This window comes from Stutzerimonas kunmingensis, from assembly GCF_032106285.1.
Lineage (GTDB): Bacteria > Pseudomonadota > Gammaproteobacteria > Pseudomonadales > Pseudomonadaceae > Stutzerimonas > Stutzerimonas kunmingensis_B.
Window position 1 is genome coordinate 195,246 of sequence record NZ_DAMCPO010000001.1, and the last position, 17,971, is coordinate 213,216.

The 17,971-nt window shown below is 65.2% G+C and carries 19 protein-coding genes; 14 read left to right on the top strand and 5 right to left on the bottom strand.

Annotated elements, in window-relative coordinates:
- Window positions 1-75 precede the first annotated feature (75 nt).
- From rd to RT582_RS00920, 4 genes are all read left to right on the top strand, one after another.
- Window positions 76-243, top strand: coding sequence for a rubredoxin (rd, locus tag RT582_RS00905; RefSeq protein WP_014595645.1), 168 nt, complete (start codon window positions 76-78; stop codon window positions 241-243).
- 35 nt (window positions 244-278) lie between these two features.
- Window positions 279-1,463 (top strand): FAD-dependent oxidoreductase, encoded by a 1,185-nt coding sequence (locus tag RT582_RS00910; RefSeq protein ID WP_313476197.1) that lies wholly within the window; start codon window positions 279-281, stop codon window positions 1,461-1,463.
- A gap of 149 nt (window positions 1,464-1,612) precedes the next feature.
- Complete coding sequence (locus tag RT582_RS00915; RefSeq protein WP_003283322.1) at window positions 1,613-1,885, top strand: HU family DNA-binding protein; 273 nt, start codon at window positions 1,613-1,615, stop codon at window positions 1,883-1,885.
- A gap of 139 nt (window positions 1,886-2,024) precedes the next feature.
- Entirely contained in the window at window positions 2,025-2,399 is a 375-nt protein-coding gene (locus tag RT582_RS00920; RefSeq protein ID WP_014821824.1) for an SCP2 sterol-binding domain-containing protein, read from the top strand.
- A 197-nt stretch (window positions 2,400-2,596) separates the two neighbouring features.
- Here RT582_RS00920 and RT582_RS00925 read toward each other — a convergent pair whose 3' ends face one another.
- Window positions 2,597-3,505 carry a LysR family transcriptional regulator gene (locus tag RT582_RS00925; protein ID WP_014821823.1) on the bottom strand — a complete coding sequence of 303 codons (909 nt, stop codon included), beginning with the start codon at window positions 3,503-3,505 and terminating at the stop codon, window positions 2,597-2,599.
- 169 nt (window positions 3,506-3,674) lie between these two features.
- Between RT582_RS00925 and RT582_RS00930 the strand changes: the two genes are divergently transcribed.
- Both RT582_RS00930 and RT582_RS00935 read left to right on the top strand, forming a co-directional pair.
- The gene (locus tag RT582_RS00930) at window positions 3,675-4,856 is read left to right on the top strand and encodes an acyl-CoA dehydrogenase (RefSeq protein ID WP_014821822.1); all 1,182 of its coding nucleotides are present in this window, start codon (window positions 3,675-3,677) and stop codon (window positions 4,854-4,856) included.
- A 131-nt stretch (window positions 4,857-4,987) separates the two neighbouring features.
- Complete coding sequence (locus tag RT582_RS00935; protein WP_014821821.1) at window positions 4,988-6,211, top strand: CaiB/BaiF CoA transferase family protein; 1,224 nt, start codon at window positions 4,988-4,990, stop codon at window positions 6,209-6,211.
- A gap of 6 nt (window positions 6,212-6,217) precedes the next feature.
- On the opposite strand, the gene RT582_RS00940 is transcribed toward RT582_RS00935, so the two are convergent.
- Entirely contained in the window at window positions 6,218-7,231 is a 1,014-nt protein-coding gene (locus tag RT582_RS00940) for a zinc-binding alcohol dehydrogenase family protein (protein WP_014821820.1), read from the bottom strand.
- A gap of 102 nt (window positions 7,232-7,333) precedes the next feature.
- Between RT582_RS00940 and RT582_RS00945 the strand changes: the two genes are divergently transcribed.
- From RT582_RS00945 to RT582_RS00960, 4 genes are all read left to right on the top strand, one after another.
- Window positions 7,334-8,254 carry a LysR family transcriptional regulator gene (locus tag RT582_RS00945; protein WP_014821819.1) on the top strand — a complete coding sequence of 307 codons (921 nt, stop codon included), beginning with the start codon at window positions 7,334-7,336 and terminating at the stop codon, window positions 8,252-8,254.
- Between the two features lie 106 nt (window positions 8,255-8,360).
- Window positions 8,361-8,969 carry a LemA family protein gene (locus tag RT582_RS00950; RefSeq protein WP_031297351.1) on the top strand — a complete coding sequence of 203 codons (609 nt, stop codon included), beginning with the start codon at window positions 8,361-8,363 and terminating at the stop codon, window positions 8,967-8,969.
- Entirely contained in the window at window positions 8,966-9,709 is a 744-nt protein-coding gene (locus RT582_RS00955; RefSeq protein WP_313476200.1) for a TPM domain-containing protein, read from the top strand. The genes RT582_RS00950 and RT582_RS00955 overlap by 4 nt, the downstream gene beginning before the upstream one ends.
- 18 nt (window positions 9,710-9,727) lie before the next feature.
- Window positions 9,728-10,345, top strand: coding sequence for a TPM domain-containing protein (locus tag RT582_RS00960; protein WP_313476202.1), 618 nt, complete (start codon window positions 9,728-9,730; stop codon window positions 10,343-10,345).
- Window positions 10,346-10,474: 129 nt separating this feature from the next.
- Here RT582_RS00960 and RT582_RS00965 read toward each other — a convergent pair whose 3' ends face one another.
- Window positions 10,475-11,647, bottom strand: coding sequence for a tetratricopeptide repeat protein (locus RT582_RS00965; protein WP_313476203.1), 1,173 nt, complete (start codon window positions 11,645-11,647; stop codon window positions 10,475-10,477).
- A 111-nt stretch (window positions 11,648-11,758) separates the two neighbouring features.
- Here RT582_RS00965 and RT582_RS00970 point away from each other — a divergent pair, with 111 nt between their 5' ends.
- Window positions 11,759-12,835 carry a GlxA family transcriptional regulator gene (locus tag RT582_RS00970; protein WP_313476206.1) on the top strand — a complete coding sequence of 359 codons (1,077 nt, stop codon included), beginning with the start codon at window positions 11,759-11,761 and terminating at the stop codon, window positions 12,833-12,835.
- 44 nt (window positions 12,836-12,879) lie between these two features.
- Here the strand turns inward: RT582_RS00970 and RT582_RS00975 are convergent, their stop codons facing one another.
- Window positions 12,880-14,853 (bottom strand): AAA family ATPase, encoded by a 1,974-nt coding sequence (locus RT582_RS00975; protein WP_313476208.1) that lies wholly within the window; start codon window positions 14,851-14,853, stop codon window positions 12,880-12,882.
- A 486-nt stretch (window positions 14,854-15,339) separates the two neighbouring features.
- On the opposite strand from RT582_RS00975, the gene RT582_RS00980 reads away from it, so the two are divergent.
- The 3 genes from RT582_RS00980 to RT582_RS00990 all read left to right on the top strand — a co-directional run bounded on the left by RT582_RS00980 (window position 15,340) and on the right by RT582_RS00990 (window position 17,485).
- Window positions 15,340-16,098: a substrate-binding periplasmic protein gene (locus RT582_RS00980; RefSeq protein ID WP_313476210.1), complete on the top strand. Its 759-nt coding sequence runs from the start codon at window positions 15,340-15,342 to the stop codon at window positions 16,096-16,098.
- Between the two features lie 344 nt (window positions 16,099-16,442).
- Window positions 16,443-16,904 (top strand): FecR domain-containing protein, encoded by a 462-nt coding sequence (locus tag RT582_RS00985; protein ID WP_046618406.1) that lies wholly within the window; start codon window positions 16,443-16,445, stop codon window positions 16,902-16,904.
- Window positions 16,905-16,918: 14 nt separating this feature from the next.
- Window positions 16,919-17,485 (top strand): OmpA family protein, encoded by a 567-nt coding sequence (locus RT582_RS00990; protein ID WP_125861263.1) that lies wholly within the window; start codon window positions 16,919-16,921, stop codon window positions 17,483-17,485.
- 44 nt (window positions 17,486-17,529) lie between these two features.
- On the opposite strand, the gene RT582_RS00995 is transcribed toward RT582_RS00990, so the two are convergent.
- Window positions 17,530-17,910, bottom strand: a complete 381-nt coding sequence (locus tag RT582_RS00995; RefSeq protein WP_014821809.1) for a RidA family protein — start codon at window positions 17,908-17,910, stop codon at window positions 17,530-17,532.
- Between the last annotated feature and the right edge of the window lie 61 nt (window positions 17,911-17,971).

The following is a 17,971-nucleotide window of genomic DNA, read 5'->3' on the forward strand; positions in this document are numbered from 1 at the left end:
TTCATTTGTGGGATTGGTGCGGTGCGCCGTTCTGGTATAGCGTGCGTCGCAGTCGACAGAGCATCGAGGTTACCCATGAAGAAATGGCAATGTGTGGTGTGCGGCTACATCTATGACGAAGCGCTGGGCGTACCGGAAGAGGGCATCGCCCCTGGCACCGCCTGGGAAGACGTGCCGGAAGACTGGGTCTGCCCGGACTGTGGCGTCGGCAAGCTGGACTTCGAAATGATCGCCATCGGCTGAAAACCGTATCGCCAACCACCATACGAGGACATGACGTGAGCGCACCTGTAGTCATCATCGGTACCGGCCTGGCCGGCTACAACCTGGCCCGTGAATTCCGCAAGCTGGACATGCAGACGCCGCTGTTGCTGATCACTGCCGATGACGGGCGCTCATATTCCAAACCGCTGCTGTCCACCGGTTTTGCCGCCAACAAGAATGCCGAGAGCCTGGGCATGGCGACCGCCGGCGCCATGGCCGAGCAGCTCAACGCCGAGATTCGCACGCACACTCGCGTCACCCGCCTCGATCCGGCGAATCGGCGCGTGTGGATCGGCAACGAACCGGTTGCATATCGCGATCTGGTACTGGCCTGGGGCGCGCAGACGATTCAGGTGCCGGTCGCAGGCGATGCCGCCGACGCCATCTTCCCGATCAACGACCTGCACGATTACGGCCGCTTCCGCGCTGCCGTCGCCGGTAAGCGCCGCGTGCTGATTCTCGGTGCCGGGCTGATCGGCTGCGAGTTCGCCAATGACCTGCTGCTGGGTGGCCACGAAGTCGATCTGGTCGCGCCCAGCGAGCAGGTCATGCCCGGCCTGCTGCCGCTGGAGGCGGCCCAGGCGGTAAGGCGAGGCCTTGAGGGCATCGGCGCGCGCTTCCACCTGGGCGCCACGCTGCAGCGCCTCGAACGCAGTGATGATGGCCTGCAGGCGCAGCTCTCCGATGGCAGTCGGCTGGCCTGCGATCTGGTGGTCAGTGCGGTAGGCCTGTGCCCGCGTACCGAGCTGGCAGCCGAGGCGGGGCTCGAGGTCAAGCGCGGCATCGTCGTCGATCGCCTGCTGCAGACCTCGGCGGCCCACGTCTACGCCCTCGGCGATTGCGCGGAAGTGGAGGGGTTGAACCTGCTCTACGTGATGCCGCTGATGGCCGGTGCGCGGGCCCTGGCTAAAACGCTGTTTGGCAATCCTACCTTTGTCAGTTACGGCCCCATGCCGGTCACGGTGAAGACTCCAGCATGCCCGGTAGTCGTCTCGCTGCCCGCTACCGGCAGTGCTGGTGGGTGGACCGTCGAGGCCCAGGGAAGTGATGTCAGGGCGGTCTATCTCGGGGCTTCCGGGGAGCTGCTCGGCTACGCCCTGACCGGCGCTGCGGTGCAGGAGCGACTGGCCTTGAACAAGCAGCTGCCGCCGGTATTGGCGGAACTACCGCAAATTCTGTCGCTAAAGACCCCCGGTTGAGATTGCAGGGCGTCCGCGGGGACTGGCGCAGGTGCTAGCGCCGTGCCATTCTCCATGGGTCTGCCCCAGCCTAGAGCTGTTGCAGCGCCTTTAGCGCTGTTCTTGTGAACAGTACGGACACAACAACAAAAACGTCTCAGAGGCTCCCAATGCGTAAACCGGAACTCGCCGCAGCCATTGCCGAGAAGGCCGATCTGTCCAAGGACCAGGCCAATCGCGTACTCAACGCCGTGCTGGATGAAATCACCAACGCGCTGAACCGCAAGGACAGCGTGACCCTGGTTGGTTTCGGCACCTTCGTTCAGCGCCACCGTGGTGCCCGCACCGGGAAAAACCCGCAAACCGGGCAACCGGTAACCATCAAGGCCAGCAATACCGTCGCCTTCAAACCGGGCAAGATGCTCAAAGACGCCGTCAACTGACGCTGCGCCAACCCGGAGCCAACGGGCTCCGGGTCAACCTGACTGCCTGGTCCGCCCCGGACCCATTCGTACCCGTCCTTCCTCCCGCCGACCAAGCCACTACAATGCGGCCTTTTCCCATACCGGTCGGTACCTCAACATGAAATTCTGCTTTCTGCTTTGGATGCTTGGCCGCCTGATGGCCAAGGCCAGCCGCACCAATCCCGAGTTCCAGCAGCAGCTGGGCGACAAGGACCTGAGCTTCCAGCTACACACCCTGGACGGCAAGGTCGCCCGGCATTTCGTGGTGAAGAACCAGCGCGTCACCAGCAGGCGCGGCCCGGCGAGCGAGCCAGCGTTCTCGCTTGGCTTCAAGGATGCCGCCTACGGCTTCGCCACCATGACCGCGAAGAACAAGCAGCTGGCGTTCATGCAGGGGATTCAGAACAAGGACATCCAGATCCAGGGGAATCCGGCGCTGGTGATGTGGTTTCAGGGATTGATGAAGTATCTGAAGCCGAGAAAGAAGAAGTAGCTTCGCCCTGAGCTCGCGATTCGGCGCGCTCTTTTCTGGTGTCCTGGCACCTGGCTCGTCAGACCCAACTCTGCACGCTAGCTGTGGTGGAAAACGCTGCGCGGTTTTCCACCCTACGGGTCTTTCGAGACTGAAAGATTGACGCACCGGTCTCCCGCACCAAGATGCCTGGGTTTCAACCCTAACCCGAGCAAGCACTAACCCAACGCCCACTCCCGCCAATCCCTCGCTTCCTCCTTCAACCAATCCCGAAATGCCACCAATCCTGCCGACTCCACCTTGCGCTCCGGAATCATCAGGTAGTACGCCCGCGTCTCGCTGCGATAGGCGTGCGGATGCGCCAGCACCAGCCGCCCCTCGGCCAGTTCCCGCTGGATCAGGAACGGCGGGATCAGCGCCACCCCCATGCCATGCTCGGCCGCCTGCGCCAGCATGGAGAACAGCTCCAGCCGCGGTCCGGTCATGTCGCGGGCGACTTTCAACCCCAACGAATCGAACCACTGGCGCCAGGCATAGGGTCGGGTGGTCTGCTGCAGCAGCGGCAGTTCGGCCAGGGCCTGGGTCGTGAACGGCTGACCGTCGCGCAGCAGGGCCGGACTGCAGACTGGCTGCAGGTCCTCCGGCATCAGGTAGTGCGCCTCGGTACCGGACCAGTCGGCGTCGCCGAAGTAGATGGCGGCATCGAACTCGGTATCGGCAAAGAGAAACGGCCGGGTGCGGTTGGTCAGGTTCACCGTGATCTCCGGATGCAGCGCCTGGAAATGCCTGAGGCGCGGCACCAGCCATTGGGTGCCGAAGGTCGGAACCACGGCCAGCTCAAGGCTCATCGCGCCCTGCTGGCCCATCACCGACAGTGTGTCGCGTTCCACCGCGTCCAGCTGCGCGGCGATGCGACGCGCGTAGGACTGGCCAGCGGCGGTCAGCTTCACGCCGCGTCGCGAACGGCGGAACAGCGCCAGGCCGAGAAATTCCTCCAGCCCGCCGATCTGTCGGCAGATCGCGCTCTGGGTCAGCGCCAGTTCGTCGGCCGCGCGGGTGAAGCTCTCGTGGCGGGCGGCGGCCTCGAAGGCGATCAGCGCAGCAGTGCTAGGGATCTTGCGGCGCATTATGCGAACACCTCACTGGATAAGCCGGTTATTGGTCGGGAAGGATATCTCGGAGTGAGCAAAGCGCACAGTTCGGTGCGAAATCCTCGTTTGCGACCCGTTGGCGCCGCGCCTAGGATCAATCCATCCACGCGCAGCCGCGCTGCAGAACAAAACAAGAGGAGTCCCCATGGCCGGCAAGGCAAGCTTCAACTGGATCGACCCGCTGCTGCTCGATCAGCAGCTGACCGAAGAAGAGCGCATGGTGCGCGACAGCGCCGCGCAGTTCGCCGCGGACAAGCTGGCGCCGCGGGTGCTGGAAGCTTTCCGCCATGAACAGACCGATCCGGCGATCTTCCGCGAGATGGGCGAGACCGGCCTGCTCGGCGCGACCATTCCCGAAGCCTACGGTGGCAGCGGGCTGAACTACGTGTGCTACGGCCTGATCGCCCGCGAGGTCGAGCGCATCGATTCGGGCTACCGCTCGATGATGAGTGTGCAGTCCTCGCTGGTTATGGTGCCGATCTTCGAGTTCGGCAACGAGGCGACCAGACAGAAGTACCTGCCCAAGCTGGCCAGCGGCGAATACATCGGCTGCTTCGGCCTGACCGAGCCGAACCATGGCTCAGACCCGGGCAGCATGGTCACCCGGGCGAAGAAGGTCGACGGCGGCTATCGCCTGTCCGGCAGCAAGATGTGGATCACCAACAGCCCGATCGCCGATGTTTTCGTGGTCTGGGCCAAGGATGACGCCGGTGAGATTCGCGGCTTCGTGCTGGAAAAGGGCTGGGAAGGGCTGTCCGCCCCGACGATCCACGGCAAGGTTGGCCTGCGCGCCTCGATTACCGGCGAGATCGTCATGGACAACGTGTTCTGCCCGGAAGAGAACGCCTTCCCCGATGTGCGCGGGCTGAAGGGGCCGTTCACCTGCTTGAACAGTGCCCGCTACGGCATCAGCTGGGGCGCGCTGGGCGCCGCCGAGTTCTGCTGGCACACCGCGCGCCAGTACGTGCTCGACCGCCAGCAGTTCGGCCGGCCGCTGGCTGCCAACCAGCTGATCCAGAAGAAGCTGGCCGACATGCAGACCGAGATCACCCTGGCCCTGCAAGGCTGCCTGCGCCTCGGCCGGATGAAGGACGAGGGCAGCGCCGCGGTGGAAATCACCTCGATCATGAAGCGCAACAGCTGCGGCAAGGCGCTGGATATCGCCCGCATGGCTCGCGACATGCTCGGCGGCAACGGCATCAGCGACGAATTCGGCGTGGCCCGGCACCTGGTCAACCTGGAGGTGGTGAACACCTACGAGGGCACCCGCGATGTGCACGCGCTGATCCTCGGCCGCGCGCAGACCGGCATTCAGGCGTTCTTCTGAAACTGCTCCCCTCTCCCTCTGGGAGAGGGGCTGGGAGTGAGGGTGCTTGGCACTGCTCATGGTTCCCTCACCCCGGCCCTCTCCCACCGGGCTAGGGTGCTTTCACCTTCCAATAGCCTGTGAGGTTTTCCATGCCCGGCGCCCTGTCCCATATCCGCGTTCTCGATCTGTCCCGCGTGCTCGCCGGGCCTTGGTGCGGGCAGATCCTCGGTGATCTCGGCGCCGAGGTGATCAAGGTCGAGCGCCCTGGCACGGGCGACGATACCCGCCACTGGGGCCCGCCCTATCTCAAGGACCAGCACGGCGAGAACACCTCGGAGGCGGCCTATTACCTGACCGCCAACCGCAACAAGCAGTCGCTGACCGTCGACTTCACCCGGCCCGAGGGCCAGCGCATCATCCGCGAGCTGGTGGCGCAGTGCGACGTGCTGCTGGAGAACTTCAAGGTCGGCGGGCTGGCCGCCTATGGTCTGGACTACGCCAGTCTGAAGGCGATCAATCCGCGGCTGGTCTATTGCTCGATCACCGGCTTCGGCCAGGACGGGCCTTATGCCACTCGCGCCGGCTACGACTTCATGATTCAGGGCCTCGGTGGGCTGATGAGCCTGACCGGCCGCAGCGATGCGGAGGAGGGCGCCGGGCCGGTCAAGGTCGGTGTGGCGCTGACCGATATCCTCACCGGGCTGTACGCCACCGTCGGCGTGCTTGCCGCGTTGGCACATCGCGAACGCAGCGGCGAAGGCCAGCATATCGATACGGCGCTGCTCGACGTGCAGGTCGCCTGCCTCGGCAACCAGGCACTCAACTACCTCACCACCGGCGTGGCGCCGAAGCGTATGGGCAACGCTCATCCGAACATCGTGCCCTACCAGGATTTCCCCACCGCCGACGGCGACATCATTCTCACGGTCGGCAACGATGGTCAGTTCCGCAAGTTCTGCGAGGTGGCCGGAAGATCGGAGTGGGCGGACGATCCGCGCTTCGCCACGAACCGCGCGCGGGTCGCCCATCGCGCCGACCTGATTCCGCTGATTCGCCAGGTCACGGTGTTCCGTACGACGGCCGAATGGGTCGGTGCGCTGGAGCAGGCTGGCGTGCCTTGCGGGCCGATCAACGATCTGGCCCAGGTATTCGCCGACCCGCAGGTGCAGCATCGCGGCCTCAGGGTCGAGATGCCGCATCCGCTGGCCGGCAGCGTGCCGCAGGTGGCCAGCCCGCTGCGGCTGTCTGCTTCACCCGTGGATTACCGCATGCCGCCGCCACTGCTCGGCGAGCACAGCGAGGCGCTGTTGCAGCGCCTGCTGGGCATGAATGACGAGCAGATCGCCGGCCTGCGCCAGGCCGGGGTTATCTAAAAGCTGTCAGAAACCTTCCAGCACGATCTTGCCCTTGGCCTTGCCGCTTTCCAGCAGGGCATGGGCGCGGCGCAGATTGGCCGCGTTGATGGTGCCGAAGTGCTCGCCGAGGGTGGTGCGCAGCACGCCCAGATCAACCAGCTGGCTGACGCGCTGCAGCAGGTGATGTTGCTCGATCATATCCGGCGTCTCGAACAGTGAGCGGGTGAACATCAGTTCCCAGTGCAGCGACAGGCTCTTGCGCTTGAGCTTCATCACGTCCAGCGGCTGGGCTGGATCGTCGATCAGTGCGAGGCGGCCCTGCGGCGTCAGCGCCTCGACCAGCTGATCGAAGTGCTGATCGGTCTGGGTCAGGCTGGCGACATGGCTGACGCTGGCGAAACCGGCGCGCTGCAGCTCGGCGTGCAACGGCTGACTATGGTCGATGACATGGTGCGCGCCGAGTTCACGCGCCCAGGCCTGGGTTTCCGGGCGCGAGGCGGTGGCGATCACGCTGACCTTGGTCAGCTGGCGGACCAGCTGCAGCATGATCGAGCCGACACCGCCGGCAGCGCCAACGATCAGCAATTGCTTCCCGGCGCCCTGGCCTTCGACCAGTTGCAGGCGCTCGAACAGCAGCTCCCAGGCGGTGATGGCGGTCAGCGGCAGCGCGGCGGCCTCGGCGAAGCTCAGGCTCCGCGGTTTGCGTCCGACGATGCGCTCGTCCACCAGATGGCGTTCGCTGTTGCCGCCCGCGCGGGCGATGGAGCCGGCGTAGAACACCTCGTCGCCGACTTTGAACAGGCTGACCTCGCTGCCCACACCGACCACCACGCCAGCCACGTCCCAGCCCAGCACCTTCGGTTGGCCGGCCTCGGGCTGGGTGTTGCGGCGTACCTTGGTATCCACCGGGTTGACCGAGATGGCGCGCACCTCCACTAGCAGGTCACGCGGGCCGGGCACCGGCTCGGGCAGTTCCACGTCCTGCAGGGCGCGGGGATCGTCGATGGCGAGGGATTCGAAGTAGGCGACCGCTTTCATGCTGTTGCTCCGTATGGATTCGGCGGGGAAGCGCATGCTCAGCTATTTGACTCGGCGGAAAAACGGGGTAATAAGCGAGGCTCTTTCAACAGGATTTTGAAAATGTTGCGTATCGACGACCTGCAGCTGTTCGTCCGTACCGCCGACAGCGGCAGCCTTTCCGCGGCCGCGCGCGGGCTCGACGTGTCGCCCGCAGTGGCCAGTGCGGCCTTGAAGCGCCTGGAAGCGAGCCTGAGTGTGCGGCTGTTCGTGCGCTCCACCCGCAGCCTGCGTCTGACCGCCGAGGGCGAGGCTTATCTGCTACATGCCCGGGCGGCACTGGCCAGCCTGGACGAGGGGGCACAGGCGCTCGCTGGTGGTCGCGAGGCGATCAGTGGTGTGCTGCAGCTGTCGGCGCCGTCCGACTTCGGGCGCAACGTGCTGCTGCCGTGGCTCGACGAATTCCAGGCGAGTCATCCGCAGTTGCAGGTGCGCCTGCTGCTGGGCGACGGGCTGACCGATCTGTTCCGTCAGCCGGTGGACATCGTCCTGCGCTATGGCGCGCCGGAGGATTCCAGCCTCGTCGCGCTGCCGGTCGCTGGCGAGAACCGCCGGGTGCTGTGCGCTTCGCCTGCCTACCTGCAACGGCACGGCGCGCCACGACGGCTGGACGAGCTGGCGGCGCACAACTGCCTGCGCTTCATGCTCGCCGGGCGCGTGCATGACCGCTGGTGCTTTCAGGAAGGACGACGGGCGGTCACCGTGCAGGTCAGCGGTGACCGGGTCAGTGACGATGCCGACGTGGTGCGTCGCTGGGCGCTGGCCGGCAGCGGGCTGGCCTACAAGTCCTGGCTGGACATTGCCGACGACGTGGCAGCGGGCCGTCTACAGGTGCTGTTGCCGGACTGTCTTGGCGAGGCGGCGCCACTCAGCCTGCTCTGCGCCCATCGCGCGCAGTTGAGCAAGCCGGTGCGGCTGCTGCACGGACATCTGCAGACACGTTGCAAGGCGCTGTTGGCGCGCGCCCCCTGGCATCTCATTTAGACCCGTTATCCGTGCTTGAGCTGTGAGCTTTTTGTTCGCGCCTGAACTCTTATGGCGTTTGGCTATTCTTATCTGAGTACTGGTTAACAGAATGGACAAGCGCATCATGCATACGCAGCGTTTTCGCTACACCTGGCAACTGACGGTTGTCGTCCTCCTGTCCTGGCTTCTGGCCGGCTGCGGGGTCAATAACATCCCAACCTATGACGAGCAGGTGAAGGCCGCCTGGTCGCAGGTGGAGAACCAGTACCAGCGCCGTGCCGACCTGATTCCCAACCTGGTCGAGACGGTCAAGGGGTTCGCCCGTCAGGAGCAGGAAACCCTCACCGCGGTGGTGGAAGCGCGGGCCAAGGCCACGTCGATTCAGGTCGATGCCAGCACCCTGGATGATCCGCAGAAGCTGCAGCAGTTCCAGCAGGCGCAGAACCAGCTGACCGGCGCCCTGAGCCGGCTGATGGCGGTATCCGAGCGCTATCCGGATCTGAAATCCAATCAGAACTTCCTTGCCCTGCAATCGCAGCTCGAAGGCACCGAGAACCGCATCGCGGTGGCACGTCGCGACTTCATCGCCGCGGTCGAGCGCTACAACACCGAGATTCGAACCTTCCCCGGTCGCATCTGGCACACCCTGATGTACAGCGACATGCCGATTCGCGAGAACTTCGAGGCTACCGCCGAGAATGCCGAGCAAGCGCCACAAGTGCAGTTTCAATGACCTCCAGGTTTCCGCTACTGCTGATCCTGCTGCTCTGGGGCGGCAGCCTGGTCGCCCAGGAAGCCGGGGTCCCGGAGCTGACCGGGCGCGTGGTCGATCGTGCCGAGCTGCTCGACACCCAGGCCGAGGCGCGGCTGACCAGCATGCTGGCCGGCCATGAGCAGGCGACCGGTGAGCAGGTTGTCGTTGTCACGGTGCCGGACCTGGGCGGGCGCAGCATCGAGGAATTCGGTCTGGAGCTTGGCCGTACCTGGGGCATCGGCCAGAAGGGCGAGGACAACGGTGCGCTGCTGATCGTCGCTCGCGATGATCGCAAGATTCGCATCGAGGTCGGCTACGGTCTGGAAGGCCGGCTCACCGATGCGCAGTCCTCGGTCATCATCAACCGGATCATCGCGCCGGCATTCCAGCGCGGCGACTTCACAGCCGGGATCACCGAAGGTGCGGAGGCGATCGTCACCGTGCTCGGCGGCGACCCGCTGCCGGCCGAGCTGCGCCCGGTGATGCCGATGGTGCAGGAGCAACCCGGCGGCCTCGGGATTCTCGGTTTCTTCCTTATGCTGGTGGCAATCTTCGTTATCGGCGGGGGGCGCGGTGGCCGCGGTGGTGGTCGTCGTGCCTTGCTGCTGGGCGCCTTGCTTGGCGGTATGGGGCGGGGCGGTGGTGGTGGTTTCGGCGGCGGTGGCTTCGGTGGGGGCGGCGGCGGTTTCGGCGGCGGTGGCGCTTCCGGCGGCTGGTAAATCAATGATGGATGAACGATGACCTTACTGAGCGAAAGCGAACTGCAACAGGTAGCCGAAGCGATCGAGCGCGTCGAGCGCAGCACCGATGCCGAGCTGGTCACGGTGCTGGCCGCGCAGGCCGACGACTACCACTACATCCCGCTGCTGTGGGCCGGCCTGATCGCGCTGCTGCTACCCGGAGCGCTGCTGTTCTTCAGTGGCTGGCTTGGCGCATGGCAGCTGCTGCTGGTGCAGTGGGCAACCTTTATCGTGCTCGCGGTGCTGTTCCGCATGCCGGCGCTGACCAGCCGTCTGATCCCCCGTTCGGTGCGCAACTGGCGTGCCTGCAATCTGGCGCGGCGTCAGTTCATCGAACTCAATCTGCATCACACCGAAGGCGACACCGGAGTGTTGATCTTCGTCTCCGAAGCAGAGCGCTATGTGGAGATTCTGGTCGACCGCGGCATTTCCAGCCGCATCGACAATGCCGCCTGGGAATCGGTCGTCGCCTGCTTCACCGATCGGGTAAAGCAGGGCCAGGTGCTCGAAGGCTTTCTTGGCTGCATCGAGGCCAGTGGAGCGCTGTTGACGCAGCATGTGCCGAAGACCCACGAACGCAACGAACTGCCGAACCGGCTGGTGGTGTTGCCTTAACTTTCCAGCAGCGATGGCGCCCGTGGGCGCCATCCTTTCACTGCATGCGCCGTTGTTCGGCAAGTAGCTGTCGCTCGCGCTGCAGGGCGCGCGCAAGGCGCTGCTGACCGTCGCGCTCGGCCGCGGCGATCAGTGTCTGGTCGACCAGGTCGCGTTGTGCATGACTGCCGCCTGATTGCGGATCGAGCGCAGCCGCTCCACACACCGCGTGTTGTCGCCTTCGACGAAGGCGACTACTGCCTCGACGCCTGGGGCGCCGATCTGGGCGGTGAAGCGCGCATTGTCATCGTCCCGCGCGCAGGCCCGTTGCTGGGCTGCGCGCAGCAGGCCCAGCAGGTCGCTGCGGCCGGCGCAGGCGAAGGCCATGGCGGCGTGAAAGTCGTTGAACGCATAGTTGCCGTCCGCCGCCATCGCGGCCCAGCGCTCGGCCACGCCAGTCCAGCGGTCGCCGACATCCACGCCACGCAGTTGCAGCCGCCAGAGCAATGCGCTGGCGTCGATCAGCTCCAGCGCCAGGGGGCTCTGATGGCCATTCACCGGGCCGTCGAACAGGTCTAGGGCCCCGCCGCAATCGTCCAGCTCGATGTGATGCAGCGCCAGGTGCCACCAGTTGTGTACCGCCAGCATGCTGTCCTGCTGCCAGGCCGGGTTGCCGCGCATCCAGGCGATCCCTTCCTCGCGCCGCCCCTGCATTTCCAGGACGTGGGCGACCGCGTGCTGTGCCCAGGCGTCGGCGGGTTGCAGGGCGATTGCTTCACGGCCATAGCGCTCGGCGAGCCGATAGTCGCCGCATTCTTCCAGCCCGAACGCGTACAGGCCAAGCAGCGCGTGGTAGCCAGGCAGCTGCAGCGACCAGTCCGGCAGCACACGGGCAACGCGGTCGCGCAGCATGCGTGCATCGCCGGTGAAAAAGTCGATCTGCTGTCCGGCCTGCAGCGCCAGCATGTCGTGGGGATAGTCGATGCTGAGGTCTTCCAGCACGCGCCCGGCCGCATGCCAGCGGCCATCCAGCAGTTGCCCCAGCGCCTTGAGGTGACGGCCCTCGCGGTCATTGTGCGGCAGCTCCAGGGCTCGCTCGTACGAGGTGCGGGCTACGGGCAGGGCGGCCGCCTCGGTGCCGAGCAGGTAGAGCCAGGCGTGCAGGACATGGCCCATGACCAGTTCCGGCGAGGCCTGCAGTGTGGCTTCGGTGGTTGCCAGCGATTCGGCGTGCAGGCAGCGAAACTGCGCGAGCGCCTGATCGAGCAGGGCCTGCGCCTCGCTATTGCAGCCGGTCAGTTGGTACCCGTGTGCGTCTTTCATTGTTCTATGCTCCATGAGTCCGGTTCGTTGGCATCGGCCAACGTGCCCATACTCGGGGTTTGGCTTACGTTGGACCCCAGTCATCCTGGAAACAAACCGGCTATTTCCGCCATGGCCCGCTCAGAGATCGCCGAACGTCCGCCGCTGACCGTCGCCCTGCTGGCGACGCCGGACAGTACGGCCTCGACGCTGTTCGGCCTCTACGATCTGCTGCTGGGTGCCCGTCGCGACTGGCAGCAACTGCTGCACCGCGCCGACGTGGCGTCGCCTTTCCTGCCGCTGATCGTCAGCCGCGACGGACGCTCGCTGCGGGTCTACAACGATATCCCGGTCCACCCTCACGCCAGTCTGGACGATGCGCCGCCGACCGATGTGGTGATTGTCAGCAACCTGGCGGTCAGCCCCTGGGAGCCGTTGGACGATCGCTACGCGCCCGAGGCGCAATGGCTGTGCGAGCGCTACGCGGCCGGCGCGACGCTGGCCGCTGCCTGCTCCGGGGCGATGCTGCTGGCGCGCACCGGGCTCTTGGCCGGCTGCGAAGGGACTTCGCACTGGGGCTACTGCGATTGCCTGCGACGCGAATACCCGGACGTGCACTGGCATCCGGACAAGGCATTGGTCAGCACCGGCGTCGGCCAGCGCCTGGTGATGTCCGGCAGTGGCAGCAGCTGGCATGCGCTGGGGCTGTTTCTCATTGCCCGTTTCGTCGGTGCGCGGGAGGCGATGGAGGTGGCGCGGATGAACCTGTTCGATTGGGATGCGACCAGCCCGCTGGCCTACGCCGCGATGATGCGCACCGGGCAGCTGGCTGATCCAGTGATCGCGCGTTGTCAGGAATGGGCGGCGCAGCACTACGAGGAGGAGGCGCCGGTGAGCGCCATGGTGCGGATCAGCGGCCTGCCGGAGCGGACCTTCCAGCGCCGCTTCGCCCTGGCCACGGGACTGACGCCGCTGGATTACATCCATACCCTGCGGCTGGAGGAGGCCAAGCAACTGCTGGAAAGCGGAGAGCTGTCGGTTGAAGCGATCGCCTGGGAGGTCGGCTATCAGGACGCCGGCTTCTTCGGTCGACTGTTTCGGCGCAAGGTCGGCCTCACGCCGGCGCAATACCGGCGACGTTTCGGCGTGTTGTCGCGGCGCCTGGATGGCATCGCCACGCTGCAGCAGGTGGCGCCGGCCGTGCACTGATCCCAGCGGATGTGCCGTCCGCCGGGATCGTTACGCCCTCCGGCTCAGAGCCGGGTCGGGCCGTCGTCTTCCGGCTCGCTCGATACCACCGGCGACAGTTCGAAGCTGTCGGTGCTGTCCATGGCGCTGGCCGCGACGCGGTCGATGCTGTTCAGCGCATGGCCGATGATCGAGCTGACACTGGCTTCGTGATGGTGCACGGGCAACCGTTCGATGGCCGCCAGCACCTCTTCTCCAGGCACGGTTTCCACCGCGAGCAGGCGCTCGGTGATGTGGTCGAGCGCCGGTTTCAACCGCTGCAGCAGGGCCAGGCACTCCTGATTGAGCTGCTGCAGCAGCTCATCGGCCGCTTCCAGCGCTTCTCGCGGATCGCTGTCCAGATGCGCGTCGCGCACGGCCTGCAGGCTCAACAGCGAGCCGCGCGGGCCCATGCCAAGGGCACCGACCATGGAAAGGGCGATCTTCGAGGCTTCCTGCAGATCCTGCCCGGCGCCGGACGACACCTCGTGGAAATACAGCTGCTCGGCGCCGCGCCCGGCCAGCAGCATCTGGATGCGATTGCGCAGCTCGGAATACATGTGCAGGCGCTTGTCTTCCACCGGCGTTACCAGCGTCACCCCCAGCGCCTGACCCCGCGGCAGGATGGTGACCTTTTCCACCCGGCCGACCTTCAGTGCCGCCGCTACCAGCGCGTGGCCAGCCTCGTGCACGGCAATGCGCTTGCGATCGGTGGCGGACATCGGCGTCACGCCGGAGGGCTGCTCGCCGATGCGGCAGGTTTCCACCGCGTCGACGAAATGCGCCATATCGACCTGTCTGGCGCCCGCGCGGGCCGCCAGCAATGCTGCGTGGTTGACGATATAGGCGATCGCGGCCGGCGTCAGGCCGACGGTATTGCGCGCCAGCTGCGGGAAGTCCAGATCGGTCGCCGCGCTGATCTTTCCGGCGTAGAGGCGGAACAGCGCTTCGCGGTCATCGAGGCCGGGCAGGCCGACGGCGATCGAGCGGTCGAAGCGGCCTTCGCGCACCAGCGCCGGGTCGAGCGAGTTGGGGAAGTTGGTGGCGCCCAACACCAGCACGCCGGCGGCGCCATCGAAGCCGTCCATCTCGGCGAGGAACTGGTTGATGATGCGGTTGCTCTCGGCATCGCTGGAACGTGTCTGCTCGGCGCGCTTGCCGATGCCGTCGATTTCGTCGATAAAAATGATGCACGGCGCCTGCTTGCGGGCGGTGCGGAACAGCGCCTTGACCTTTTGGATGCCAACGCCGAAATACATCGAGGAGAAGTCGCTGCCGGTGACCTGGATGAAGCTCGCATTCGACTCACTCGCCAGCGCCTTGGCCAGCTGGGTCTTGCCGGTGCCGGGCTCGCCGGTCAGCAGCACGCCCTTTGGCGGGCGGGCGCCGAGGCGGGCATAGGCGGCCGGATCGCGCAGGTAGGCGGTGACGTCGCTGAGCGCCTGCTTGGCCTCGGCGGCGCCGATGACATCAGCGAAGGTCACGCCGCTGCCCTTGCGCTGGACTTCAAAGCTACGGGTCTTCATGGCGAAGAACACCGCCGCGCCGATCAGCAGCAGGGCGATCGGTGAGTAGGGCAGAAGGATCTTGTAAAACGGCTTTTCCGCGTCGGTCTGGAACATCGCCAAAGGGAACAGCTCGCCGCTGCTCTGCGCGTACTGCTCGAGCAGCAGTCTCGCGACGCGTCCGGACTGGTCCGGCACCCAGTAGCGCAGGCCCTCGTGCAGGCTGACGTAGACCGCATCCTTACCCAATGCGGCGCTGGCAATGCTGGCGCCACGCAGATCGTTCATCAGCACCGAGAGATCGCGGCGATTGGCCTGCCAGGGCTCGGTGGAGTCCTGCAAGGCTTCGAGCATGCTCGCCGCCGCGCCAGTGGCTGGCGTCGACGGGGCGCTGGGGCGCAACTGCCAATAGGCGACGCTGGCGGCGATCAGCAGGAGCAGGAAAATAAGAAGTACAGGGCCGCGGCGACCTTGTAGCAGACGGGGTGTTTTCATTTCACATCCAATCGGGAATCCCGACGTTTCGACAAACCACCGCCAGGAGGCGGACCACAGTTGTTCGCGGGAAACCCCGCGGCGCCATTTGCATGACGCGCCACAGTTCGGATGTGTTGGATGCGATTTATATGCCCGACTGTGTCTCGGCTCGGCAGACTCCGATAGCCGGCGAGAATACGGCAAGTGCCACCATGGGGGCGGCTACGCGACGAACGGAGAGCAGGTTTTCGACGAATGACCGGCTGCGCGGGGAACGAAAGTGTGCGTCGGATGACGTGCCGCGACGCTCGGCGGGACTGGCGGAGCACGGCATCTCACGTAAGTGATCCGGCGCAGAGATTGTCCCGCAAGGCCCTGTTAGGGTTCATCGCCGCGCGGTCGCTTGTCCCGAACCGGGCGCAATAAGAACCTGCCGACAGCCGCCCGGAACCGATGCCGGTGCCGGTGCGGAAAAACAACGTCCGATCGACCCGAGACTTCCACATGCCGACCACCAAGAAGTATCTTCGCTGCGCTTTTCTGGGCGCGCTGATTACCCTCCTGCCAATCGCCTCGGCCAGCGCCGACGGGGAAACCATCAACCTGCTCACGCAGAATTTCCCGCCGTTCAGCATGGCCGACGATGGCAAGAATTTCGCCAAGGAGGGTGCGATCAGCGGCATTGATGCCGAGGTGGTGGCCGCTCTGTTCAAGCGCGCGGGCGTGCCCTATGCGATGACGCTGCGTTCCCCGTGGAGCCGCCTGCAGCAGTTGGCCGAGAAGACCCCGGGCTTCGCTGTGTTCTCCCTCAGCCGTACCCCCGAGCGCGAGCCCAAGTACAAGTGGGTCGGTCCGCTCAGCGAGATCCAGATCGTGCTGCTCAAGGCTCCGGAGAGCCAGATTCAGGTCTCCAGCCTGGATGCTGCCAAGCAGTATCGAATCGGCTCGAAGGATGGCAGCGTGGGCAGTCAGTACCTGATCAACCGTGGCATCGAGGTGCAGAGTTCGCTGATAGACACCCCGGCCAAGCTGAAGGCCGGCCAGTTCGATCTGTGGGCGACCACCAACCCCTCCGGCGAATACGAGGCGAAGCAGGCCGGCGTCGGCCCGCTGGCCGTGGCGCTGACCCTGAGCCGTGTCGACCTCTATCTGGCGCTGAACAAGGAAACGCCGGATGCAGTCGTCGAGAAACTGCAGCGCACCCTCGACCAGATGAAACAGGAAGGGCTGCTGCAACAGGCGACGCAGCGTTACGTGAACTGAAGGCGTTTCACGCTACCGGGGGACGGTTGATCGACCCCTTCGGCGAGTTCTACCTGCAATCGGATCGCATCACTACCAGGCATGAATGAGGCGTGCCGGTGAGGCACCTGGCTAACGCAGGTTGCCGCCGTGGGGCCTGCCCACACTGCCTCTTAGATTTCGTATGGCGGATTCTGATAAACGCCTGTTGGCCGAACTCATCGCCCTAGGGTAGCTGCGTGGCCCCGGTTCGATCAACAAGTCGCCGGAAAATGAAACGGCAGGGGATTTTTTGCCGGTTTGGACTGCCTTAGTCCAGTGGAGCGGTATCGCTCCAACCGCACTCCTGGCGATTCGAGAATTCGATGACTTGCTTCAATAACTACGTGCTGCGTGCCTTCTGCATGGCCGCCGCAGTCTGGATTGCGCCTACCAACGCCGAGAACCTACCCGAACCGGTAGGCCATGTGGCGCGGGTGGAAGGCGCTGCGTACATCAGCAGCCGCGGCTATACCAACGCCGCCAAGGTCGGCCAGGCAATCGTGCCGGGTGTGGCTTTGAGCACCGGCGCCGAAGGTGCGCTGGGGGTGATTCTCGGCGACGGCAGTGTTTTGGCGTTCGGCCCGCACAGCGAGCTGACCCTCGACGACTATCGCTTCGCCCCGGCATTGGATGAGCTGCGCCTGCGGGCGACGCTCAATCGCGGCACGCTCAACCTGATTGCGGGCGACATGGCCCGCCTCGACCCACAGGCCATCGCTGTCGACACGCCGGACGGTCGCATCGGCGTGCGCGGTGGCCAGGTGTTGATGAAGGTGAGCCCGTGAAGCCGATTACGCTGATGCAAACGATGGTGCTGCTGGCGATGACGGCAGTGGCGGGCTGCGCGCAGCATTCCTACGTGATGCTGGCGGACGACAGTGGTGGGCGCGGTGGTGTGATGCTTGGAGAGGAAGGGGAGCGTCGGCTGGATGCGTCTGGCCAGGGCATGGCAATTGCCGGTACCGGTCAGGCCTATGTCGTACCGGACATGCGCCGCAAGGCGGACTTCGACAAGGCGCTGGCTGCCCAGCCGGCATTGCCCGAGCGATTTAGCGTTCATATCGCGCCATCCGGCGCGTTGGACAGCACGGCTGAACAACTGCTGGACAGCGTTCTGCTGGCAGCCCAGCGTCGGGACTATCCGGTGGTAACAGTCATCGGCCATACCGATACGCTGGGTCATCGTGCGGCCAACGAGCAGGTCGGTTTGCGTCGCGCCCAAGCGGTCGCCGAGCTGTTGCGCACCAAGGGGCTGGAAGCGATGGAGTTGCGGGTGGAATCCCACGGCGAGCGCAATCTTCTGATAGCGACGCCGGATGCCACGGCCGAGCCGCGCAATCGGCGAGTCGAAATTCTGGTGCGTTGAGGTCGATGACGCGGCGACTGGCGCCGCGCCGACAGACGATCCGATCAGTCGATGACCAGAACGGCGTCCATTTCAACCTGCGCACCCTTGGGCAGCGCGGAGACACCGATGGCGGCACGCGCCGGGTACGGCTGCTGGCAGTAGCGGCTCATCACCTCGTTGACGGTGGCGAAGTTGCCGAGGTCGGTAAGGAAGATGTTGAGCTTGACGATGTCCTTCAGCGAGCCGCCAGCCGCTTCTGCCACCGCCTTGAGGTTCTCGAAAACCTGCACCGCCTGCGCTTCGAAACCTTCCACCAGCTCCATGCTCTTGGGATCCAGCGGGATCTGCCCGGACAGGTAGACGGTGTTGCCGGCCTTAATGGCCTGGGAGTAGGTGCCAATGGCGGCCGGCGCCTTGTCGGTGTTGATCACGGTCTTGCTCATGGAGACTCCTCTGAGGGTTGGGCAACGGGCAGCCAGCATAATGGCTGATGGCGAGAGCGGC

Excerpts from the sequence above, each read along its gene's own strand:
- RT582_RS00940 (WP_014821820.1), bottom strand. The coding sequence starts at position 7,231 with ATGAAAGCGGTCGCCTACTTCGAATCCCTCGCCATCGACGATCCCCGC.
- rd (WP_014595645.1), top strand. The coding sequence starts at position 76 with ATGAAGAAATGGCAATGTGTGGTGTGCGGCTACATCTATGACGAAGCG.
- RT582_RS00930 (WP_014821822.1), top strand. The coding sequence starts at position 3,675 with ATGGCCGGCAAGGCAAGCTTCAACTGGATCGACCCGCTGCTGCTCGAT.
- RT582_RS00985 (WP_046618406.1), top strand. The coding sequence starts at position 16,443 with ATGACTTGCTTCAATAACTACGTGCTGCGTGCCTTCTGCATGGCCGCC.
- RT582_RS00960 (WP_313476202.1), top strand. The coding sequence starts at position 9,728 with ATGACCTTACTGAGCGAAAGCGAACTGCAACAGGTAGCCGAAGCGATC.
- RT582_RS00920 (WP_014821824.1), top strand. The coding sequence starts at position 2,025 with ATGAAATTCTGCTTTCTGCTTTGGATGCTTGGCCGCCTGATGGCCAAG.
- RT582_RS00955 (WP_313476200.1), top strand. The coding sequence starts at position 8,966 with ATGACCTCCAGGTTTCCGCTACTGCTGATCCTGCTGCTCTGGGGCGGC.
- RT582_RS00915 (WP_003283322.1), top strand. The coding sequence starts at position 1,613 with ATGCGTAAACCGGAACTCGCCGCAGCCATTGCCGAGAAGGCCGATCTG.
- RT582_RS00990 (WP_125861263.1), top strand. The coding sequence starts at position 16,919 with ATGCAAACGATGGTGCTGCTGGCGATGACGGCAGTGGCGGGCTGCGCG.
- RT582_RS00970 (WP_313476206.1), top strand. The coding sequence starts at position 11,759 with ATGGCCCGCTCAGAGATCGCCGAACGTCCGCCGCTGACCGTCGCCCTG.
- RT582_RS00935 (WP_014821821.1), top strand. The coding sequence starts at position 4,988 with ATGCCCGGCGCCCTGTCCCATATCCGCGTTCTCGATCTGTCCCGCGTG.
- RT582_RS00995 (WP_014821809.1), bottom strand. The coding sequence starts at position 17,910 with ATGAGCAAGACCGTGATCAACACCGACAAGGCGCCGGCCGCCATTGGC.
- RT582_RS00945 (WP_014821819.1), top strand. The coding sequence starts at position 7,334 with ATGTTGCGTATCGACGACCTGCAGCTGTTCGTCCGTACCGCCGACAGC.
- RT582_RS00975 (WP_313476208.1), bottom strand. The coding sequence starts at position 14,853 with ATGAAAACACCCCGTCTGCTACAAGGTCGCCGCGGCCCTGTACTTCTT.
- RT582_RS00965 (WP_313476203.1), bottom strand. The coding sequence starts at position 11,647 with ATGAAAGACGCACACGGGTACCAACTGACCGGCTGCAATAGCGAGGCG.
- RT582_RS00950 (WP_031297351.1), top strand. The coding sequence starts at position 8,361 with ATGCATACGCAGCGTTTTCGCTACACCTGGCAACTGACGGTTGTCGTC.
- RT582_RS00925 (WP_014821823.1), bottom strand. The coding sequence starts at position 3,505 with ATGCGCCGCAAGATCCCTAGCACTGCTGCGCTGATCGCCTTCGAGGCC.
- RT582_RS00980 (WP_313476210.1), top strand. The coding sequence starts at position 15,340 with ATGCCGACCACCAAGAAGTATCTTCGCTGCGCTTTTCTGGGCGCGCTG.